The 19169-nt window shown below is 68.8% G+C and carries 18 protein-coding genes and 1 tRNA gene; 13 read left to right on the forward strand and 6 right to left on the reverse strand.

All coding sequences use genetic code 11. The features are described 5' to 3' along the window. Positions 1-53: 53 nt before the first annotated feature. Positions 54-953, forward strand: a complete 900-nt coding sequence (locus tag AC3WOH_RS26860; RefSeq protein ID WP_492232374.1) for a LysR family transcriptional regulator — start codon at positions 54-56, stop codon at positions 951-953. 108 nt (positions 954-1061) lie between these two features. Next, a complete protein-coding gene (locus AC3WOH_RS26865; RefSeq protein ID WP_492232375.1) occupies positions 1062-1700 on the forward strand; it encodes an FMN-binding negative transcriptional regulator in 639 nt (212 codons plus the stop codon). Positions 1701-1721: 21 nt separating this feature from the next. Here AC3WOH_RS26865 and AC3WOH_RS26870 read toward each other — a convergent pair whose 3' ends face one another. The 4 genes from AC3WOH_RS26870 to AC3WOH_RS26885 all read right to left on the reverse strand — a co-directional run bounded on the left by AC3WOH_RS26870 (position 1722) and on the right by AC3WOH_RS26885 (position 7162). Beyond that, on the reverse strand, positions 1722-4643 hold the full coding sequence (locus tag AC3WOH_RS26870) for an EAL domain-containing protein (RefSeq protein ID WP_492232376.1): 2922 nt from the start codon (positions 4641-4643) through the stop codon (positions 1722-1724). 316 nt (positions 4644-4959) lie between these two features. Further along, positions 4960-5856: a hypothetical protein gene (locus AC3WOH_RS26875; RefSeq protein WP_492232377.1), complete on the reverse strand. Its 897-nt coding sequence runs from the start codon at positions 5854-5856 to the stop codon at positions 4960-4962. Positions 5857-6035: 179 nt separating this feature from the next. After that, a complete protein-coding gene (locus tag AC3WOH_RS26880) occupies positions 6036-6371 on the reverse strand; it encodes a darcynin family protein (protein WP_492232378.1) in 336 nt (111 codons plus the stop codon). Positions 6372-6406: 35 nt separating this feature from the next. Then, entirely contained in the window at positions 6407-7162 is a 756-nt protein-coding gene (locus AC3WOH_RS26885) for an SDR family oxidoreductase (protein WP_492232379.1), read from the reverse strand. A 48-nt stretch (positions 7163-7210) separates the two neighbouring features. Here AC3WOH_RS26885 and AC3WOH_RS26890 point away from each other — a divergent pair, with 48 nt between their 5' ends. Then, a complete protein-coding gene (locus AC3WOH_RS26890; protein ID WP_492232380.1) occupies positions 7211-7810 on the forward strand; it encodes a Crp/Fnr family transcriptional regulator in 600 nt (199 codons plus the stop codon). 91 nt (positions 7811-7901) lie between these two features. Next, positions 7902-8228, forward strand: coding sequence for a plasmid stabilization protein (locus AC3WOH_RS26895; RefSeq protein ID WP_492232381.1), 327 nt, complete (start codon positions 7902-7904; stop codon positions 8226-8228). A 176-nt stretch (positions 8229-8404) separates the two neighbouring features. On the opposite strand, the gene AC3WOH_RS26900 is transcribed toward AC3WOH_RS26895, so the two are convergent. Both AC3WOH_RS26900 and AC3WOH_RS26905 read right to left on the reverse strand, forming a co-directional pair. Continuing rightward, entirely contained in the window at positions 8405-9442 is a 1038-nt protein-coding gene (locus AC3WOH_RS26900; protein ID WP_492232382.1) for a response regulator, read from the reverse strand. Further along, positions 9439-13041: a hybrid sensor histidine kinase/response regulator gene (locus AC3WOH_RS26905; protein ID WP_492232383.1), complete on the reverse strand. Its 3603-nt coding sequence runs from the start codon at positions 13039-13041 to the stop codon at positions 9439-9441. Before AC3WOH_RS26905 ends, AC3WOH_RS26900 begins: the two co-directional genes overlap by 4 nt. Positions 13042-13228: 187 nt before the next feature. On the opposite strand from AC3WOH_RS26905, the gene AC3WOH_RS26910 reads away from it, so the two are divergent. The 9 genes from AC3WOH_RS26910 to AC3WOH_RS26950 all read left to right on the forward strand — a co-directional run bounded on the left by AC3WOH_RS26910 (position 13229) and on the right by AC3WOH_RS26950 (position 19137). Next, on the forward strand, positions 13229-13531 hold the full coding sequence (locus AC3WOH_RS26910; protein ID WP_108626693.1) for an urease subunit gamma: 303 nt from the start codon (positions 13229-13231) through the stop codon (positions 13529-13531). Positions 13532-13555: 24 nt separating this feature from the next. Continuing rightward, on the forward strand, positions 13556-14152 hold the full coding sequence (locus tag AC3WOH_RS26915; protein WP_492232384.1) for a HupE/UreJ family protein: 597 nt from the start codon (positions 13556-13558) through the stop codon (positions 14150-14152). Between the two features lie 24 nt (positions 14153-14176). Beyond that, entirely contained in the window at positions 14177-14482 is a 306-nt protein-coding gene (locus AC3WOH_RS26920) for an urease subunit beta (RefSeq protein WP_184856956.1), read from the forward strand. Between the two features lie 83 nt (positions 14483-14565). Beyond that, positions 14566-16284 (forward strand): urease subunit alpha, encoded by a 1719-nt coding sequence (ureC, locus tag AC3WOH_RS26925; RefSeq protein WP_492232385.1) that lies wholly within the window; start codon positions 14566-14568, stop codon positions 16282-16284. Between the two features lie 27 nt (positions 16285-16311). Continuing rightward, on the forward strand, positions 16312-16956 hold the full coding sequence (locus tag AC3WOH_RS26930) for a LysE family translocator (RefSeq protein WP_492232386.1): 645 nt from the start codon (positions 16312-16314) through the stop codon (positions 16954-16956). A 35-nt stretch (positions 16957-16991) separates the two neighbouring features. Next, positions 16992-17597, forward strand: a complete 606-nt coding sequence (gene ureE, locus AC3WOH_RS26935) for an urease accessory protein UreE (RefSeq protein ID WP_492232387.1) — start codon at positions 16992-16994, stop codon at positions 17595-17597. Positions 17598-17627: 30 nt separating this feature from the next. Beyond that, complete coding sequence (locus tag AC3WOH_RS26940; protein ID WP_492232430.1) at positions 17628-18344, forward strand: urease accessory protein UreF; 717 nt, start codon at positions 17628-17630, stop codon at positions 18342-18344. Continuing rightward, entirely contained in the window at positions 18341-19030 is a 690-nt protein-coding gene (gene ureG, locus AC3WOH_RS26945; protein WP_492232388.1) for an urease accessory protein UreG, read from the forward strand. The genes AC3WOH_RS26940 and ureG overlap by 4 nt, the downstream gene beginning before the upstream one ends. Before the next feature lie 19 nt (positions 19031-19049). Further along, positions 19050-19137, forward strand: a tRNA-Ser gene (locus AC3WOH_RS26950). Positions 19138-19169 lie beyond the last annotated feature (32 nt).

A 19169-nucleotide genomic window follows, 5' to 3' on the forward strand; every position in this document is an offset into this window, starting at 1 on the left:
GTACCGAATCTATGATTGCGCCAGCGAAATCAAAATACGCAGCACGGCAAACCATGATTGCACCAACGCAACAAAAAGGCACCGCCTTCCAGCTGGGCCCGGCCGACCTGGAATGCCTGCTGGCCATGGTGCGTGCGGGCACGCTGGCCGGCGCAGGCGAGCGCCTGGGCGTGGCACCGTCCACCGTGTTCCGCACGCTGCAGCGCATGGAGCGGGGGCTGGGGCAGACGCTGTTCGTGCGCTCGCGCGCGGGCTACCAGCCCGCCGAGCTGGCGCAGCAACTGGCCGGGCATGCCGAGCAGGCCGAGGCCGCGCTCGAGGCCGCGCGCTCGGCCGCCCAGCGCCAGCCCGAACAGGTGGCCGGCAGCGTGCACATCACCACCACCGACACCATCCTGCACGGCCTGGTGGCGCCGGCCCTGCAGCCGCTCGCGGCGCAGCACCCGCTGCTGCAGTTCGAGCTGCATGCGGGCAACGAACTGGCCAGCCTCACACGGCGCGACACCGACATCGCCGTGCGCGCCACGCGCCGCCCGCCGGTGCACCTGGTGGGCCGCCAGGTGGGTGCCCTGCGCATGGCCCTGTTTGCCGCGCGGGGCAGTGCCTACGCGCACCTGGCCGAGGCCCAGGCCGGCCAGGCCCCCTGGGTGGCGCCCGACGATGCGCTCCCCGAACACCCTTCGGTGCTGTGGCGCAAACGGCACCACCCCAAGGCCGTGGCGCGCTACCGGGTGCACAGCATCCTCACGGTGATGGAACTCATCGCGCTGGGCATGGGCGTGGGCGTGCTGCCCCTGTTCCTGGCCCGCCAGCACCCCGGCCTGGTGGCGCTGACCGGCGCGCTGGACGAATGCGAAACCGGCCTGTGGCTGCTGGCCCACCCCGAATCGCGCCACCTGCGGCGCGTGGCCACGGTCTATGGCCACCTGGCCAGCACGCTGGTGCTGGACTGAAGCCCTTTTTCGCCGCCGCCACCGGGCACCGACTGGCCGCAATCTTCAATACACCGCAGGCCCGGCTGCCGATACTGCAAGGACACCGCCACGCACTGCCCTTGTTCCATGCACATCCAACCCCTGTTTGCCGAAAACGACACCGCCGCCCTGCACCGCTTGGTGGCCACCCACCCGCTGGCCAGCCTGATCGCCACCGGGGCAGACGGCGCTCTGCAGGTGCACCTGCTGCCCTTGCTGTTGCTGCCGGGCGCCACCACCGCCAGCCCGGCACGGCTGCAGGGCCACGTGGCGCGCAGCCACCCGCTGCGCCAGGAGGTGGCGGGCGGCAGCACGGTGCTGGCGCTGTTCCAGGGCCCCAATGCCTACATCTCGCCGCGCTGGTACGTGAACGGCCAGCGCAGCGCGCGCGTGGCCCCCAGCTGGAACTACGTGGCCGCCCAGGCGCGCGGCCGGCTGCACTGGGTGGACGGCGATGCCGCCTGGATGCTCACCCACCTGGCCGCCCTCACCGCCACGCAGGAGCGGCACCGCCCAGAGCCCTGGTCGCTGGACATGGCCGCGCCCGACTACGTGGAGAGTGCGGCCCGCCATCTCACGGGCTTCGAGATCGAGCTCAGCGCGCTCGAAGGCAAGCGCTTTCTCTCGCAGCAGCGCACCGAGGCCGACCGGCACAGCCTGGTGGAGCACCTGGAACGCGAGCCCTCGGGCATGGCCCGGGATGTGGCGCGCTTGATCGTGCCCTGAGTCCAGCGCGCCAGGGCGCCCTCAGTGTGCGTCGGAGCGGCGTTCACCGAACAACCCGGCCTGCCCCGATGGCGGGCCGCTGGCACCCAGCAACTGCACGAACTGCGTGAGCTGCGGATCCTCGATGAAGCTGGCGGCGGAGGATGCGGCGAGCAGCTTCTCGGGCGCCTGGGGCCGCGCCACGACGAAGCCCTGTACATAATCCACGCCGATCTCGGCCAGGGTCTGTACCGTGGCGTGGTCTTCGGCCCACTCGGCTATGGTCTTCATGCCCAGGTTGCGCGCCAGGCTCACGATGGCCTCGACGATGGCCACGTTGGCCGGGTGGCGGTTCATGTTGACGATGAAGTTGCCGTCGATCTTGAGCAGGTCGGACGGCAGGTCCTTGAGGTAGGAGAACGAGGTGTAGCCGGCGCCGAAGTCGTCGAGCGCCACCTTGGCCCCATAGGATCGCACCTGGCTGATGAAGCGGCGCGTGTTCTCCAGGTCGTGCAGGGCCACGCTCTCGGTGATCTCCAGGCACAGCCAGCTGGCCAGGTGCGGGTGCTCGTCGAACAGGGCGAACACATCGTCGATGAAGGCCTCGTCGTTGAGCGAAGCACCGCTCAGGTTCAGGCACACGAACTGCGTGCGCCCCAGCTGGCCATGGTGCTTGCCCAGCCATTCGAACACGGTGCCCAGCACCCAGCGGTCGATGACGCCCATGCGCCCGCTGTGCTCCCCCGCGGCAATCAGCCGGGGCGTGGGCACCAGCGCGCCGCTGGCATCGCGCATGCGCAGCAGCACCTCGAAGTTGAGCGACTCGGTCGGCGCCGTGAGCGACATGATGGGCTGCATCTCCAGGTACAGGCCTTCGATGCGCTCGTCGGAGGACAGGCGCTCCACGAGCTTCATCTCCATCTCGTGGGCGATCAGGCCGGGCGCATCGCGCTCATACACCGCCAGGCCCTGCTGCAGGCCGCGCTTGGCATCGCGGCAGGCGTGGTCGGCGGTGGACACCACGTCGCGGATGGTGCTGCCCGGGGCCACCTCGATGAGGCCGATGGAGCCGCGCACGTGGAAGGAGCGCGCCCCCACCCGGTAGGGGCTGGTGCAGATGCTGGAGACGATGCCCTGGCTGATGAGCCGGGCCAGCGTGATGTGGGTGTCGGGGAAGACGATGAGGAACTCGTCGCCCCCCACGCGCCCGATCTGCATGTTGCCCGACAGCATCTGCGAGACGCGGGCGCACACCTGCTGCAGCACGTCGTCGCCGGCCGCGTGGCCGAACAGGTCGTTGATGAGCTTGAACCGGTCCAGATCCAGGTAGGCCAGGGCCAGCGGCTTGCCCTGGTTGCGCTGGGCCAGGGCCGCCTCGAGCACCTGCTCGATGCCGCGGCGGTTGAGCACGCGCGTGAGCGCATCATGGTGGGCCAGCACGCGCAGGTTTTCGGTGGCGCGCGATTTCTCGGTCACGTCCTGCAGCGAGCCCTCGATGCGGCCGCGCGCCTGGGTGGCACGCACCATGAAGCGCCGGGTCAGCTCCCCATCCTCGCGCCCGCTCACGGCAAACTCGGTCTCCGTCTCGCCCTGGCCGTGCACCATCTGGTCGAGCTGCAGCCAGGCCGCATCGCCGAACTGCGCGCGCCAGGTGCGCCCGCCGTTGTCCAGCAGGCCATCGCCCAGCATGTCCACGAGCGCCGGGTTGGCACTCAGGAAACGGCCTTGCAGGTCGAGCGTGAACAAGCCAATGGGCATGGCCTCGTAGGCATGCTGCAGCTGGGCCTGCACCTCCAGGCGCTTGACGTGTTCCTGGCGCATCTGCTCGGCGATGGCCAGCGCGGCCAGCAGGCTCGACGACAGCGCCGCCGTGACATGGTTCACCGTGCCCACCAGCACCTTCATGCCATAGGCTGCCGCCACGATTTCCGAGAAGCTCGACAGGAAGGTGACCCCCAGCGAGGCCCCGTACCACAGGGCCACGCGCGAGCGGGTCTTGAACACGATGCGCACCAGGCTCACCGTCATCAGCAGCAGGCCCAGCCCGGTGGACACCCACATCATGGGCAGGTACAGGCCATAGGGCAGGAACACGGCGGCCAGCAACAGCGGCACGCAGGCCCATTGGGCCCCCCGGATCCAGGGCCCCAGGCGCGAGCGGTCCAGGTCTTCCTGGAACAGGTTCTTGTACAGCGTGATGGTGAGAAAACCGTAGATCGCCACCGTGAGCGCGCGGGTCGGAAACAACCAGGGCGTGGGCACCAGGTGGCCCAGCCATTGCACGTCCCAGCCGGCGGAGATGGCGCCCACGCGCAGCGTGACCACCAGCCAGGCCGCGAACAGCACGTACAGCGACTGGCGGTTGATCAGCGCCGTCATGAGCACGAACATGCCCAACACCACCAGGCCGCCTTCGAGCAGGCCCAGATTGCGGTGGAATTCGAGCACCGAGGCCTGCAGGTCGGCCTGGCCCCACCAGTCGGCCTGCAGGCGCGCCGGCCCGACAAAGGCCGCGCGGCACAGCAGGCGCTGGCCGGCACTGGCCTCGGGCAGGCCGAAGCCGGCCTTCATGGGAATCAGGCTGCCGCTGGCCTGCTCACGCGTGGCCTGGCCCAGCGATGCCAGGCTCCTGCCGTCCCAGCAGGCCATCTCCACCGCGTGGCGCGAAGGGAACAGCACCGAGGGTGGCTGCGCCATCGACACCGGCAGGTCCACCAGCAGCCAGACCGGCTCCTCGGACAGGTTGGTATCGTGGAAGGACTTGAGCGGCCGGTTCGCCAGCGCCGCCAGCGCCTGCTCGGGGCTGAGCTGTGCCGCCGCCTGGGGCAGCACGCGCATCATCAGGGTGTGGCCGCCGGCCGACAGGTAGTTGCTCTGCCAGAACAGCAGCGCCCACACGGCCAGGCCTGCCATGGCAATGGGAATGATGTAGATGGACATCGCGCGCAGCAGCCAGTCCATCATGACTACGCCGCGCCGTACCCAATGCCGTGCGTGCTCCTGCAATCGCGCTGACCCCATGGTTTCGTGTGGATGCGCGGCCCCCACGGCCACGCGCTGGATGGCGCATGGGCCACGGCCAGACCCGACCGCAATCACGCGCAAACTTCCATCTTGTCACGGAACACACGGCCTGCCCTGCAAGTCTTTGCGCGTTCCCCCTGTTTTATGGGAGTTTACAAAGCAAAGGGCAGCAAAAAGGCCACCGCAGGTGTGGCCTTTTTACCAACAGGTGATTTCGCGCTGGGCCAGCCCCACCTTGCCGGGGTGGGATGGGAGTTCAGGCAAAGGCCCTATTGCTGATGCGTGCCGGCAGTTCCCGCCGCCCGCTGGCGGGCGCGCGCCGCGGCAGCGCACCGGCGACCTTGCTGCCGGCAGGCAGGCTGCGCGCCGGCACCGGCCCCATGTCGATGTCGGGGTGGCGGGTATGGCAGAAGAAATTGAGCGCCGGGTGCTGCGCCTGCTGCCAGCGCGCCGGGCCGCTGTCGATGTCGAAGGCCATCACCCGGTGCGGCAGGTTGCCGGCATGGGCCAGTGGAATGAACCCCTTGGCGGGGAACAGGTCTTCGAACAGCAGCTGCTCGTAGTGCCGGTCGATGGGCGCGCGGCCCGCCGCGATGGCCTGCTCGATGCCCTGGCGCTCGCAGTACTGGAAGGCCGCCTTGATGAGCACGGTCTTGACCAGGCGGCCCATGGTGCCGCCCACGATGCCCAGGCGCGTCACCTCGGCCAGGTGCATGCCCTCCATCCACAGGGGCAGGTCGACCGACTGCTCCACGCTCAGGGGGCGAAAACGGTTGCTCTGGATGCGCGCCGTGCCCAGGGGCGAGCCATCGAGCTTGGACTCGGCCAGCAGCACCACGACCCCGTCTTCATAGTCGGTGGCCTCGGGCTCCTGCAGCTTTTGCGCCAGATCGGGCACATGGCGCGCATAGGCCGCGTGGCGGATGTGCACGGCCTTGCGCAGATCGGCCTCGTTCTTGACCAGGCGCACCCAGAAGGGCAGGCGTTCTTCCTTGGTCGCCAGGCGGTTGAGCGCATCCATGCGGGTCGGCTGCGGCCCGGCTGCCGTGCGGCCGGCCAACGCGGGCGACGAGGCCACACCGAACGCGCGCGAGGGCAGCGGCGGGTGCACACGCACGGTGGGGGCGGTGGCATGGGCGATGGACTCAAGCATGATCGGGCCTCGGGGACAAGAAAAATTTCGCAGATTGCGCAAGTCCACTGTAGGGGCCGCCCCGTGTTTCTTGAGTCAGGGCCGGGATGGAAATCCTGTCTCTTTTTTTCGGACACGCCCGGTCCGAACTTGCCCGACAGGCGTGTCTGCCTGGCGGGCAATTGCATGTCCCCAAAAGACTAGCGAGCGGTCGCTGCGTGCCGCTCGAAGGCCTCGTACCCGCCCTCGATGGCGGGCACGATCTGCACCACCTCGAAATACGGGTGCGCGATCAGCGGCGAGTCGCGCAGACGCTCCATGAAGAAGTAATAGGCGCGCGGATCGGTCGTCTCCACCAGCATCACGTCGCTGCACGCGGCGCTGAAGGCCTCGGCATCGAAGTAGCGCATGGAGAGGTCCGCGCCCGGCCCCAGCAAGGGGTGCAGGTGCTCGGCCGTGAGCGCGTTGCGGCGTTCGCGCGGCAGTTGCAGCCAGGCGGTGGTGGCACGGAGATGGATGAAGAAGGCGTAGTTCATGGTGCGTGGCTTTCAGGAGAAGACGGTGTGTCGCCTCAGGCTTTTTGCAGGATGCGCGCGAGCAGCCCCGGCGCCCAGCGCTGCAGCGCGGGTACCCAGCGCGCCTTGCCGATGTGAATTTCGGAACGGCCGGCGATGAGACCGGCGACCAGCGCCTGTGCGGCCTGCCCGGCCGGCAGCTTGCCGCGCCCCCGCCCCTGTGTCATGGGCGTGTCCACCAGGGGCATCACCGCATCGACCACCCGCACGCTGCCGCCGCGCAGTTGCACCCGCAGCGCCTGGGTGAACAGGCGCAGGCCGGCCTTGGTGGCGCTGTAGACGGCCGCAGTGCGCTTGGGCGCGCAGGCCAGGGCCGAGGTGACGTTGACCACGCAGGCCTGCTGGCGGCTTTGCAGGTGGGGCAACAGCGCCCGCGTGAAGGCCAGGGGCGCAACAAGGTTCACGCCCACCTCCTGCTGGATGTCGGCGCTGCCATAGCCCGCATCGTCCATGCGCAGGTCGTGCTGGATGCCGGCGTTGTGGATGAGCACGCCCACGTCGGGGAAGCGCGCCACGATCAGCTGCGCCAGTGCATCGATCTCGCCAATGCGGGCCAGGTCGGCCGGCCAGGCATGGATGAGCGGGTGCTGCGCCGCCAGCGACTGCAAGCGGACGGCATCGCGCCCGATGGCCACCACGGGCACGCCCAGGGAGGCCAGGTGCAGCGCCAGCGCCCGGCCGATGCCGGAGCTGGCGCCCGTGACGATGGTGCGCGGCAGTGGCGTGGGTTGTTCTACAGTGTGCGGATTCATGGCTGCCACTGTAGGCAGCCGCAGCCCTCTTGCAATCAACCCAGGTTAATGCACGGCCCTCCATCCACTTTCAAGGCGTTGCTCGAATCGGCCGCTGGCAGCACCGACCTGCCCGAATGGCCGCGCGTGGCGCAGGCGCTGGAGGTGCGGCGCATCGATGCCGGCGGCACCGCCTTCCTGCAGGGCGTGGAACACCCGCATGTGTACGCAGTGGCCAGCGGCCTGCTCAAGCTGTGCTACCTGGGAGAGGACGGCACGGAATGGATCAAGTCCTTCGCGCACGAGGGGCGCTTTTTCGCCAGCATCGCAGCACTGGCACCAGGCGGGCGCACCACCTTCATGGTGACCGCGCTGGAACCCTGCGTTCTGGAGCGCATCGACTACCGGCTGCTGGCTGCCCTGGCGCGCGGGCACCTGGCCTGGGCCACGGCACTGGGTGCGCTGACCATGGTGTTCGCGGCCCGCAAGGAGGAACGTGAGCGCGAACTGCTCACGCTGGACGCCGAGGGCCGCTACCGGGCCTTCTGCGCGGCCCATCCGGACCTGGCCGCACGCATCCCGCAGAAGGACCTGGCACGCCATCTGGGCGTAACGCCCGTCGGGCTCAACCGCATCGTGATGCGGCTGCGCCGACAGCAGGTCGCATAGATCAGTCCTACAGACAGGCGCAGGCCCGTCCTATCCACGCGGCGCCGCTGAGCGCCTAAGTTGGGGCTTGGTCACCACCGGGAGAACCACCATGCCCTCAACTGCCTGGAGCGCCAAGCGCGAACGCCAGTACGGCCATATCAAGGACAGCCTGCTGCAGCGCGGCAAGAGCGAGCGCACGGCCGAGGAAATCGCCGCACGCACCGTCAACAAGGAACGTGCCCAGCACGGCGAGAGCGAAACCGCCCACCCCAAGACCCTGAAGGACACGCCCGCCCCGGTGCGCGGCGGCCGGCGCTCGCACCAGGGCGCGCAGGGCCGCACGCGTGAACAGCTCTATGAGGATGCCAAGCGCAAGGGCATCCAGGGCCGCTCGAAAATGAGCAAGGCCGAGCTGGAGAAGGCCGTAGGCCGTTAGAGACGGCGGGCCCCAGGGCAACGCTGAACAAGTCTTCGGGATGGCGCGTGCCCTGGTTTGGGATGGGCTGCTAGGCGCAAAGCGCAGCCATAGCCAGTGCTATGGCGAGCAGTTGCAACGCCGCAGACCGCCCAAAGCGGGGCGCGCGGCGCGCGCGAGACTTGTTCAGCGTTGCCCTATCCCTCGAACTGCGGATGCAGCTGCCGTATGCGGTTCATCGCCATGCCGGCCGCCGCGGTGCGCGTCTCCACCCCGAGCTTGGCGAACACGCGCTCCAGGTGCTTCTTGACCGTGGCGGGGCTCGCGCCCAGGATGTCGCCGATGTCGCGGTTGATCTTGCCCTTGACCACCCAGTAGAGCACCTCGGCTTCGCGTGCGGTGAGCTTGAAGGACAGGCTCATGGATTCGATGATCTTGGCGTCCGACACTTCGCGCATCACCAGCAGCCAGTCGCCGCCGCCCTCGCTGTCGCCGGCCTGCTGGTGCAGCCGGAAGGTCAGGCGGCGCGCGCCCTGGTCGATGGCCAGGCGCGGCGGCTCGGCCTGCGCCTGGGCCAGCAGCTCGGCGGCGTTATCGGCCAGCACATGGCGGCGCAGCCAGGCCTGCACGGCCTCGGGCGCCCAGGGGCTGGCTTCGCCGAAATAGGCCTGCAGCAGCTCTCGCGCCAGCGGCGTCTGCCAGACGATGCGCCCGTCCAGCGCGCGCACGGTGATGCTGGCATAGCCGAAGGCGTCGAGCGCGTTGCGCGCCTCGCGCGCCTGGCTGGCGTCGGCCCGGGCCTTGCGCGCCGCGCCCAGGTGCACGCCCATGCGCGCCATCACCTCGCGCGGCTTGATGGGCTTGGTCACATAGTCCACCCCGCCGGCCTCCAGCGCGGCCACCAGGTGCTCGGTCTCGGTCAGCCCGGTCATGAAGATGATGGGAATGTGCGCGGTCTGGGGCGAGGCCTTCAGGCGCCGCGCCACCTCGAAGCCGTCCATGCCGGGCATCATGGCGTCGAGCAGCACGATGTCGGGCAGGGCCTGCGCGGCCCGCTGCAGCGCCGCCTCGCCGTGCATCGCCACGAGCACGGTGTAGCCCGATTCGTCGAGCGCATCGTGCAGCACGGCCAGGTTGTCGGGCACGTCGTCGACGATGAGCACCACGTCGCTGTCGCTGCGGTCCAGGGCGGCAGCGCCGGCGGGTGCGGAAGGGGGATGTGCAGCGGTGTTCACGGGGGTGCCTGCTCCAGGATGCGGCCCATGGCGTCGAACTGGAACTGCCGCGCCAGGCCGCGCATGGTGTGCACGAAGCTGCCATGGGCGGGCTGGTGGCGTTCGATCTCGTCCAGGGCATTGAGAATGCCGCGGTAATAGCCCAGCGACACGGCCTGCGAGAGGGCGGCCAGGGCGCCAGGGTCGGGGTAGCTCAGCCCGTCCGCGCCCTGCGCGGGCGCGGGCGCTGGGGGCGCAGCTTCGGGTACGGCCTCGCCCAGCCACTGCAGCGCCAGGCGCCGCCCCAGCCAGTCGAGCAGTTCACTGTGGCGCACGGGCTTGACGATGAAGTCCTCGGGACGGATATCGACGTCGTTGTCCAGCGCCTTGTCAAAGGCATTGGCAGAGACGATGGCGCAATGCAGTTCTGGCAGATTCATCTGCCGAACCCGCCGCAAGGTTTCCCACCCGTCGATGCCCGGCATGGCCAGGTCCATGAAGAGGGCGTGCGGCCGGTAGCCGGTGGCCAGCAGGTCCAGCGCGTCGTGGCCGCTGGCGGCCTGGCGCAGCTCGAAGCCCAGGGGTTCGAGCAGCTGCACGAGCAGTTCGCGGTCGGCCTCCTCGTTGTCCACCACCAGGATGCGGCGGCGCTCGCCCGCATAGCCCCGGCGCACGCGCGGCGCCTGCAGGGCGGGTGCCGAAGCCTTGCCCAGCGCCTCGGCATGCACCTCGGGCAGGAAGAGCTTGACGTGGAACACCGAGCCCAGGCCGGGCTCGCTGGTCACGCTGAGCTCGCCCCCCATGAGGGCGGTGAGCATCTTGGCGATGGTCAGGCCCAGGCCCGCGCCGGGCGTGGCGGCCACGGCGGCGGCGCTGCCGCCGCGCGCAAAGGGCTCGAAGATGCGCTCGATCTCGTCGGCCGTGAGGCCGGGCCCCGTGTCCTGCACGTCGATGCGCGCGATCTCGCGGGCGTAGCGCACACGCAAGGTCACCCGCCCCTGCGCGGTGAACTTGACGGCATTGCCCAGCAGGTTGATGAGGATCTGGCGCAGGCGCTTCTCGTCCGCACGCACCACCTCGGGGATCACGCCCTGCACGTCGAACTGGAAGGCCAGGCCCTTGGCCGCGGCCTGCAGCTCGAACAGGCTGGCCATCTCGTGCAGACCGTCGGCAAAGCGCATGGGCGTGACGTCGAGCGTGAGCTTGCCCGACTCGATGCGCGCGATGTCCAGCGTGCCCTCGATCAGCGACAGCAGGTGCTCGCCACCGCGGCGGATCACGTGCACGGCCTGCTTGCGGTGTGGCGGCACGCCAGAGTCTTCGCCCATGAGCTGGGCGTAGCCCAGGATGGAGTTGAGCGGCGTGCGGATCTCGTGGCTGATGGCGCTGATGTAGCGGCTCTTGGCCTGGTTGGCCTGGTCGGCCGCGCGCTTGGCTTCCTCGGCCACCTGGCGCGCCTGCTCGGCCACGCTGCGGGCATTCTGCAGGGCCTCGTCGGTCTGGCGGTGCAGCTCGATTTCGCGCACCAGCAGGCCGGTCTGGCGGTTCGATTCTTCCTGCGCCACCTGGCGGCTCTTGTGCGCCAGCACCAGCCACCAGGCCACGATGCCGGAGATGACCAGGAGCGCCAGGTAGGCCTTGAGCAGGCCCGAGCGCAGGGCCACCTCGGGCGCAGCCTGCACCTCGGTATCCGTGAGGGCCTGGCCGATGGTGTTGAGCTCCTGGTGGTACAGCAGGCCCATGACGGAGGCCAGCAATGGCGCGATCACCAGCATGAGTAGCAGGAAGTGGCCCAGGCCCGTGTCCAGGTAGCGCCAGATGGCGCGTGGCAGCACCCAGCGCAGGGCCGAAGACCATTGCACCGCCATGCTGGCGTGGGGCTTGCACAGGTCGCCGCAGCGCGCATCGAGCGTGCAGCACAGCGAACAGATGCCGCCGCCGTAGGCGGGGCACTGGGCCATGTCAGGCGCTTCGTACTCGCGCTCGCAGATGACGCAGCGCTGTACCGAAAAGCGGGTATAGGTGCCCAGGTCGGCAGCGACCTGGCCGCTCACCGGCCCGTGCATGGGCACGGCCGGCGGCTCGGGCTGGCGCGCAATGTAGTAACGCCCGCGCGTGGCCCATGCGATGAGGGGCGCGGTGGCAAACGCCACGGCCATGGCGATCACGGCCGAGAAGGCCTGCGGCAGCGGGCCGAAGAAACCCAGGTGCGCACTGATGGAGACCACCGACGCCAGTGCCATCGAGCCCACGCCCACGGGGTTGATGTCGTAGAGGTGGGCGCGCTTGAACTCGATGCCCTTGGGCGACAGGCCCAGGGGTTTGTTGATGACCAGGTCGGCCACCACCGACATGATCCAGGCGATGGCGATGTTGGAGTACAGGCCCAGCACCTCGCCCATGGCGCGGAAGACATTCATCTCCATCAGCATGAAGGCGATGAGGGTGTTGAACACCACCCACACCACGCGCCCCGGGTGGCTGTGGGTGAGGCGCGAGAAGAAGTTGGACCAGGCCAGCGAACCCGCGTAGGCGTTGGTCACGTTGATCTTCATCTGCGACACCACCACGAAAAGCGCCGTGGCCGCCACCGCCCAGCCGTAGTGCGGGAACACGTATTCATAGGCCACCAGGTACATCTGGTTGGGGTCCACGGCGCGGTCGGCCGGCACCATGTGGGTCAGGGCCAGGTAGGCCAGCAGCGCCCCGCCCAGCATCTTGAGCACCCCGAGCACCACCCAGCCCGGCCCGCCCGCGAGCACGCCCAGCCACCAGCGCCCGCGCGTGGCCGGCGTGCTGGCGGGCATGAAGCGCAGGTAGTCGGCCTGCTCACCCATCTGGGTAATCAGCGCAATGCCCACCGTGAGCGCCGCACCAAACAAGGGCAGTTGAAACGATGCACCGCGCCCAGACTCACCACCGTAGTGCGCAATGCCCGCGAATGCACCAGGATCGTGCATCACCACATAGGCAAAGGGCACGACCAGCATCACCAGCCACAGCGGCTGGCTCCAGACCTGCAGCCGGCTGATGGCCGACACGCCATGCGTGACCAGCGGAATCACCACGATGGCGCAGATCAGGTAGCCCCAGGTGGGTGGTATGTCGAGCGCCAGCTCCAGCGCATAGGCCATGACGGCCGCCTCCAGCGCGAAGAAGATGAAGGTGAAGGAGGCGTAGATCAGCGAAGTGAGCGTGGAGCCGATGTAGCCGAAGCCCGCGCCGCGCGTGAGCAGGTCCATGTCCACCCCGTAGCGCGCGGCGTACACGCTGATGGGCAGGCCCGCCAGGAAAATGATGAGCCCCGTGGCCACGATGGCCCAGAAGGCGTTGATGAAACCGTACTGCACCAGCAGCGTGGCGCCCACGGCCTCCAGGATCAGGAACGAGGCCGCGCCGAAGGCCGTGTTGGCCACGCGCCATTCGGACCACTTGCGAAAGCGCTGGGGCGTGTAGCGCAGCGCGTAGTCTTCCATGGTCTCGGTGGCCACCCAGCTGTTGTAGTCACGCCGGACCTTGACGACCTGCTGCGGGGCCTGGGCATCCGCGCCCATGTCCACACCGCCTTGTGCAGGGGCGCCCGCGTCGGGCGGGGCGATGGCGGCGGTGGAGGGGGGCATGGGCGTCAGGGGGCGGGGCGGCAGTCCCCGTGGTGGTGCAGTTTCCATGCCACGGCCGGGGCATGGATGCGCCAATCGACGTATGGCCGGCACGCCGCTTGCTCACTATGATGGTGCAGACAGGGGCGACCCTCGCCCGCGCGTGCCGCGCCAGACCGCCCTCCCCGATCACCTCATCTCCAAGACCATGGAACTCACCCCCCGCGAAAAAGACAAGCTGCTGATCTTCACGGCGGCCCTGCTGGCCGAGCGCCGCAAGGCCCGGGGCCTGAAACTCAACTACCCCGAGGCCATGGCCCTGATCAGCGCCGCCGTGATGGAAGGCGCGCGCGACGGCAAGACCGTGGCCCAGCTCATGAGCGAGGGGCGCACCGTGCTCACGCGCGCCGACGTGATGGAGGGCATCCCCGAGATGATCCCCGACATCCAGGTCGAGGCCACCTTTCCCGATGGCACCAAGCTCGTGACCGTCCACCAACCCATCGTCTGAATTTTCTTCCTGGAGATCCCATCCATGCGCGCATCCCGCACCCTTGCCTTCCTCGCCCTGGCCACGCTGGCCGCTGCCGCCAGTGCCCACACCGATGGCGTGGCGCACTCGCACCATGATTTCTTCAGCGGCCTGACCCACCCCCTGTTCGGCCTGGACCACCTGGCCGCCATGGTGGCCGTGGGCCTGTGGAGCGCCTTGTCGGCACGCCGTGCCGGGCCCGAACTGCTGTGGGGCCCGGTGGGCTTTGCCAGCCTGCTGATGGTGGGCGCGGTGATGGGCCTGCAGGGCATCGCCATCCCGGCCGTGGAGCCGATGATCGCCGCCTCGCTGCTGGCCACGGGCCTGCTGGTGGTATCGCGCCTGCATGTGCCGGGCATCGTGGCGGCATTGGGCGTGGGTGTGTTCGCGCTGTTCCATGGCCTGGCCCATGGCTACGAACTGGCCGGCAGCGACAGCGCCTGGCAGACCCTGGCCGGCATGCTGTGCGCCACGGTGCTGCTGCACTGCGCCGGCCTGGCCGCCGGCTGGGCGCTGCGCCACCGCACGGTTTGGCTGACGCGCGCGGCCGGAGCCGGCGTGGCCGCCTTCGGCGGCGCCATGCTCATGCAGCTGGCATAACCCCCCTGACAAGGACACGCCACCATGATCCCAGGCGAACTGTTGATCGACGCGGGCGAGCATGCCCTGAACCCCGGGCGCCGCACGCTGACGCTGGTGGTGCGCAATACGGCGGACCGCCCCATCCAGGTGGGCTCGCACTACCACTTTGCCGAGACCAATGGCGCGCTGGGCTTCGACCGCGAGGCCGCGCGCGGCATGCGGCTGAACATCGCCTCGGGCACGGCCGTGCGTTTCGAGCCCGGGCAGGAACGTACCGTGGAACTGGTGGACTATGCGGGCGACCGCACGGTCTACGGCTTTCGCGGCCTGGTGCAGGGCGCGCTGTGATGCGGCACCCTGCCCTTTTTTCTTCTTCCCCCGTCGCTATCCCTTCGAGCCCCCTGCCGGGCACCAGCAAAAGGTTTTGAACCATGGCAACCATTGGACGACGCGCCTATGCGGAGATGTTCGGCCCCACCGTGGGCGACCGCGTGCGCCTGGCGGACACCGGCCTGATCGCCGAGGTGGAGGCGGACTACACCCTGCGTGCCGGCGGCTACGGTGAAGAGGTCAAGTTCGGCGGCGGCAAGACCATCCGCGACGGCATGGCGCAGAGCCAGCGCACGCGCGATGCGGGCGCCGTGGACACGGTGCTGACCAATGCCCTGGTCATCGACCATTCGGGCATCTACAAGGCCGACATCGGCCTCAAGGGCGGGCGCATCGTGGCCATCGGCAAGGCCGGCAACCCCGATACGCAGAGCGGCGTAGACATCATCATCGGCGCAGGCACCGAGGTCATCAGCTGCGAGGGCAACATCGTCACCGCGGGCGGCATCGACAGCCACATCCACTTCATCTGCCCGCAGCAGATCGAGGAGGCGCTGGCCTCGGGCGTGACCACCATGCTGGGCGGCGGCACGGGCCCGGCCACGGGGACGCTGGCCACCACCAGCACCTCGGGCAGTTGGAACATGGAGCGCATGCTGCAGGCGGCCGATGCCTTCCCGATGAACCTGGGTTTCCTGGGCAAGGGCAATGCCAGCCTGCCGGGGCCGCTGCGCGAGCAGATCGAGGCCGGGGCCATTGGCCTCAAGCTCCACGAGGACTGGGGCACCACGCCCGCAGCCATCAGCAACTGCCTGGACGTGGCCGAGGAGACGGACACCCAGGTCGCCATCCACAGCGACACGCTCAATGAATCGGGCTTTGTCGAGAACACCATTGCCGCCGTGGGCGGGCGCGGCATCTGCGCCTTCCACACCGAGGGTGCAGGCGGCGGCCATGCGCCGGACATCTTGCGCGTGGTGGGCGAGGCGAACTTCCTGCCCTCGTCCACCAACCCCACCATGCCCTACACGGTGAACACGCTGGACGAGCATGTGGACATGCTCATGGTGTGCCACCACCTCGATGCCGGCATTGCCGAAGACCTGGCCTTTGCCGAAAGCCGCATCCGCAAGGAGACCATTGCGGCCGAGGACATCCTGCACGACCTGGGCGCCATCAGCATGATGAGCAGCGACAGCCAGGCCATGGGCCGCGTGGGCGAGGTCATCCTGCGCACCTGGCAGACGGCGCACAAGATGAAGGCCCAGCGCGGCACGCTGGAAGGCGACAGCGCCCGCAACGACAACACGCGCATCAAGCGCTATGTGGCCAAGTACACCATCAACCCGGCCATCGCGCACGGCATCAGCCACGAAGTGGGCTCGATCGAGGTGGGCAAATGGGCCGACCTGGTGATCTGGAAGCCGGCCTTCTTCGGCGTGAAGCCGGCCCTCATTCTCAAGGGCGGCTTCATCGCCATGGCGGCCATGGGCGACCCCAACGCCTCCATCCCCACGCCGCAGCCGGTGCACTACCGGCCCATGTTCGGCGCCTTTGGCGGCGCCATTGCGCGCGGCTCGCTGACCTTCGTGTCGCAGGCGGGACTCAACGCCGGCATTGGCGAGCGCTTCGGTCTGGCCAAGAACCTGGTCGCGGTGCGCAACATCCGCGGCGTGCGCAAGGAGCACATGGTGCACAACAGCTACACCCCGCGCATGGAGGTGGACGCACAGACCTATACCGTGCGCGCCGATGGCCAGTTGCTCACCTGCGAGCCCGCCACCGAGTTGCCCATGGCGCAGCGATACTTCCTGTTCTGACCAAAGACCGAACCAGGAGCCCCACCCATGCTGCCCGAAACCCATTTGCTGCTGGCCTTTGCCGGTGCCAGCCTGGTGCTGGCGCTCACCCCCGGGCCGGCGGTGGTCTACATCGTGGCGCGCACGGTGGCGCAGGGGCGTGCCTGCGGCCTGGCATCGGTGCTGGGCGTGGCGCTGGGCAACCTGGGCAACGCCGTCGGTGCGGCCCTGGGCCTGGCGGCGCTGTTCGCCGTGTCGTCGGCAGCCTTCACCGTGGTGAAGTGGGCGGGCGCTGCCTATCTTGTCTACCTGGGCCTGCGCATGTGGTTCACGCGCCCGACCGAGGCCAGCAACGGCGGCGCGGCCGCAGCGCGCCAGCCCCTGGCCCGCGTGTTCCGCGACGGCTTTGTGGTGGCCCTGCTCAACCCCAAGACCAGCCTGTTCTTCGCCGCCTTCCTGCCGCAGTTCATGGATGCACAGGGCAGCGCGCTGGCGCAGACCCTGGCGCTGGGTTGCACCTTTGTGGCCATAGCAGCATGCACCGATCTTTTCTATGTGCTGGCCGCCAGCCTGGTGGCGCCCCGCCTGGGCCAGGCCACGCGCCATGCGGTGTGGGGCAACCGCCTGGCCGGCACCTCCTTCATCGGCCTGGGCGTGCTCACGGCCATGGGCTCGCGCCCCACCACGCGCTGAGCGAGCCCGCATTCTTCTCTACCGTATTCGCACCCATGATTTCCGTCGGAAAAATCCTTGCGCAAGGCCATGGCCTGGCGCACGTGCTGCTCAAGCGCGCCACCACCGTTGAACTCGACTGGGACGTGCGCCAGAAAAGCCGCTTCTCGGCCACCGACTCCAGCGGCCGCACGCTGGGCGTGTTCCTGCCGCGCGGCACCGTGGTGCGCGGCGGCGATGTGCTGGTGGCCGAAGACGGCTCGCTGGTGCGCGTGCTGGCCGCGCCGCAGGCGGTGCTCTACATCACCCACTGCAAGAACCACGGCACGCCGTTCGACCTGGTGCGTGCCGCCTACCACCTGGGCAACCGCCATGTGCCCATCGAGCTGCAGCCCGACCACCTGAAGATCGAACCCGACCATGTGCTGGCCGACATGCTGCGCGCCATGCACCTGATCGTGCAGTCCCGCGACATGGCCTTCGAGCCCGAGGGCGGCGCCTATGCCGCCGGGCATGGCGGCGGGCATGGCCACCACCATGGTCACGAGCACCACCATGACGATCATGGGCACGGCCATTCCCATGGTGGCCACGATCACGATCACGGGCACTCGCACGATGACCATGGTCACGGCGACCACGGCCACAAGCATGCGCACTGACGGCGCTGCACCGGGGCACCTCCAGCCATGATGATGCGCGAGCCCCCGGCCCCGACGGCCCTGCCCGCGGCCAGCCTGCTGCAGCTGATCTGGCTCGCATCGCCCGCGCTGCCCGTGGGCGGGTTCTCGTATTCCGAAGGGCTGGAGAGTGCCATCGAAAGCGCCGGTGTCGGCTCCGAGGCCGCCGTGGCCGCCTGGCTGCTGGACCAGCTGCACATCACCCAGGCGCGCGGCGACCTGGCCGTGGTGGCCCAGGCCGTGGGCGCCTGGCGCCAGGGCGACATGGAGCATGTGAAGAGCCTCAACGACTGGGTGCTGCACACGCGCGAGACCAGCGAGCTGCGCCTGCAGACCGAGCAGATGGGCCGCTCGCTCGCCGACTGGCTGCGCAACCAGCACCAGGGCGATGCGGCGCGCATGCCGGCCGTGCAGGCCCTGGCCGCGCTGCCGCCCACCTACCCCGTGGCCTTTGCGCTGGCCGCATCCACCACCGAAGCATCGGTCTACGATGTGCTTCTGGCCTTTGCCTTCGGCTGGGCCGAGAACATGGTGCAGGCCGCGCTCAAGTCCATGGCCCTGGGCCAGAGCGCGGGCCAGCGCATCCTGGCCAAGCTCGCCCAGGCCATCCCCGAAGCCGCCACCTATGCACTGGCGCTGCCCGATGGCGAGCGCCAGGCCTTTTCGCCCATGCTGGCCATTCTCTCGGCCCGGCACGAAACCCAATACTCACGCCTCTTCAGATCATGACGACGACCACGACCAGCCCCCTGCACCACGTCCCCAACCGCACCAAGCACCTGCCCCCGCTGCGCGTGGGCATCGGCGGCCCCGTGGGCTCGGGCAAGACCACCCTGCTCGAAATGCTGTGCAAGGCCATGCGCGACGACTACGACCTGATCGCCATCACCAACGACATCTACACCAAGGAAGACCAGCGCCTGCTCACCGTGAGCGGCGCCCTGCCGGCCGAGCGCATCCTGGGCGTGGAGACCGGCGGCTGCCCGCACACGGCGATCCGTGAGGACGCCTCGATCAACCTCGAAGCCATCGACCGCATGCTGGGCCAGTTCCCCAATGCCGACGTGGTGTTCGTGGAGAGCGGCGGCGACAACCTGGCCGCCACCTTCAGCCCCGAGCTGTCGGACCTGACCATCTACGTGATCGACGTCGCTGCGGGCGAGAAGATCCCGCGCAAAGGCGGCCCCGGCATCACCAAGAGCGACCTGTTCATCATCAACAAGACCGACCTGGCCACCCACGTGGGCGCCAATTTGGACATCATGGAGTCAGACACCGTGCGCATGCGCACCACGCCGCAGGGCCTGCGCCCTTTTGTGATGACCAACCTGAAGACCTTGGCCGGTTTGAACGAAGTGGTGCGCTTCATCGAGACCAAGGGCATGCTGACCAAAGCAGCCGCGGCAGCCGGCTAGAATACGCGCCTTCCCTCCCGGAGACTTGGGTGAGCGGTTTAAACCAGCAGTCTTGAAAACTGCCGACGGGCAACCGTCCGTGAGTTCGAATCTCACAGTCTCCGCCAGAACATCCATGAACAAGCGCCTTTCGGGGCGC

Source organism: Acidovorax sp. FW305-C-20-28 (genome assembly GCF_058783375.1).

What these genes read in the sequence shown, in the direction of transcription:
- AC3WOH_RS26930 (WP_492232386.1), top strand. Translation starts at nt 16,312, where the DNA reads ATGCTGCCCGAAACCCATTTGCTGCTGGCCTTTGCCGGTGCCAGCCTG.
- AC3WOH_RS26870 (WP_492232376.1), bottom strand. Translation starts at nt 4,643, where the DNA reads ATGATGGACTGGCTGCTGCGCGCGATGTCCATCTACATCATTCCCATT.
- AC3WOH_RS26880 (WP_492232378.1), bottom strand. Translation starts at nt 6,371, where the DNA reads ATGAACTACGCCTTCTTCATCCATCTCCGTGCCACCACCGCCTGGCTG.
- AC3WOH_RS26905 (WP_492232383.1), bottom strand. Translation starts at nt 13,041, where the DNA reads ATGCCCCCCTCCACCGCCGCCATCGCCCCGCCCGACGCGGGCGCCCCT.
- AC3WOH_RS26860 (WP_492232374.1), top strand. Translation starts at nt 54, where the DNA reads ATGATTGCACCAACGCAACAAAAAGGCACCGCCTTCCAGCTGGGCCCG.
- AC3WOH_RS26920 (WP_184856956.1), top strand. Translation starts at nt 14,177, where the DNA reads ATGATCCCAGGCGAACTGTTGATCGACGCGGGCGAGCATGCCCTGAAC.
- AC3WOH_RS26915 (WP_492232384.1), top strand. Translation starts at nt 13,556, where the DNA reads ATGCGCGCATCCCGCACCCTTGCCTTCCTCGCCCTGGCCACGCTGGCC.
- AC3WOH_RS26885 (WP_492232379.1), bottom strand. Translation starts at nt 7,162, where the DNA reads ATGAATCCGCACACTGTAGAACAACCCACGCCACTGCCGCGCACCATC.
- ureC (WP_492232385.1), top strand. Translation starts at nt 14,566, where the DNA reads ATGGCAACCATTGGACGACGCGCCTATGCGGAGATGTTCGGCCCCACC.
- AC3WOH_RS26940 (WP_492232430.1), top strand. Translation starts at nt 17,628, where the DNA reads ATGATGCGCGAGCCCCCGGCCCCGACGGCCCTGCCCGCGGCCAGCCTG.
- ureE (WP_492232387.1), top strand. Translation starts at nt 16,992, where the DNA reads ATGATTTCCGTCGGAAAAATCCTTGCGCAAGGCCATGGCCTGGCGCAC.
- AC3WOH_RS26895 (WP_492232381.1), top strand. Translation starts at nt 7,902, where the DNA reads ATGCCCTCAACTGCCTGGAGCGCCAAGCGCGAACGCCAGTACGGCCAT.
- AC3WOH_RS26890 (WP_492232380.1), top strand. Translation starts at nt 7,211, where the DNA reads ATGCACGGCCCTCCATCCACTTTCAAGGCGTTGCTCGAATCGGCCGCT.
- AC3WOH_RS26875 (WP_492232377.1), bottom strand. Translation starts at nt 5,856, where the DNA reads ATGCTTGAGTCCATCGCCCATGCCACCGCCCCCACCGTGCGTGTGCAC.
- AC3WOH_RS26910 (WP_108626693.1), top strand. Translation starts at nt 13,229, where the DNA reads ATGGAACTCACCCCCCGCGAAAAAGACAAGCTGCTGATCTTCACGGCG.
- AC3WOH_RS26865 (WP_492232375.1), top strand. Translation starts at nt 1,062, where the DNA reads ATGCACATCCAACCCCTGTTTGCCGAAAACGACACCGCCGCCCTGCAC.
- ureG (WP_492232388.1), top strand. Translation starts at nt 18,341, where the DNA reads ATGACGACGACCACGACCAGCCCCCTGCACCACGTCCCCAACCGCACC.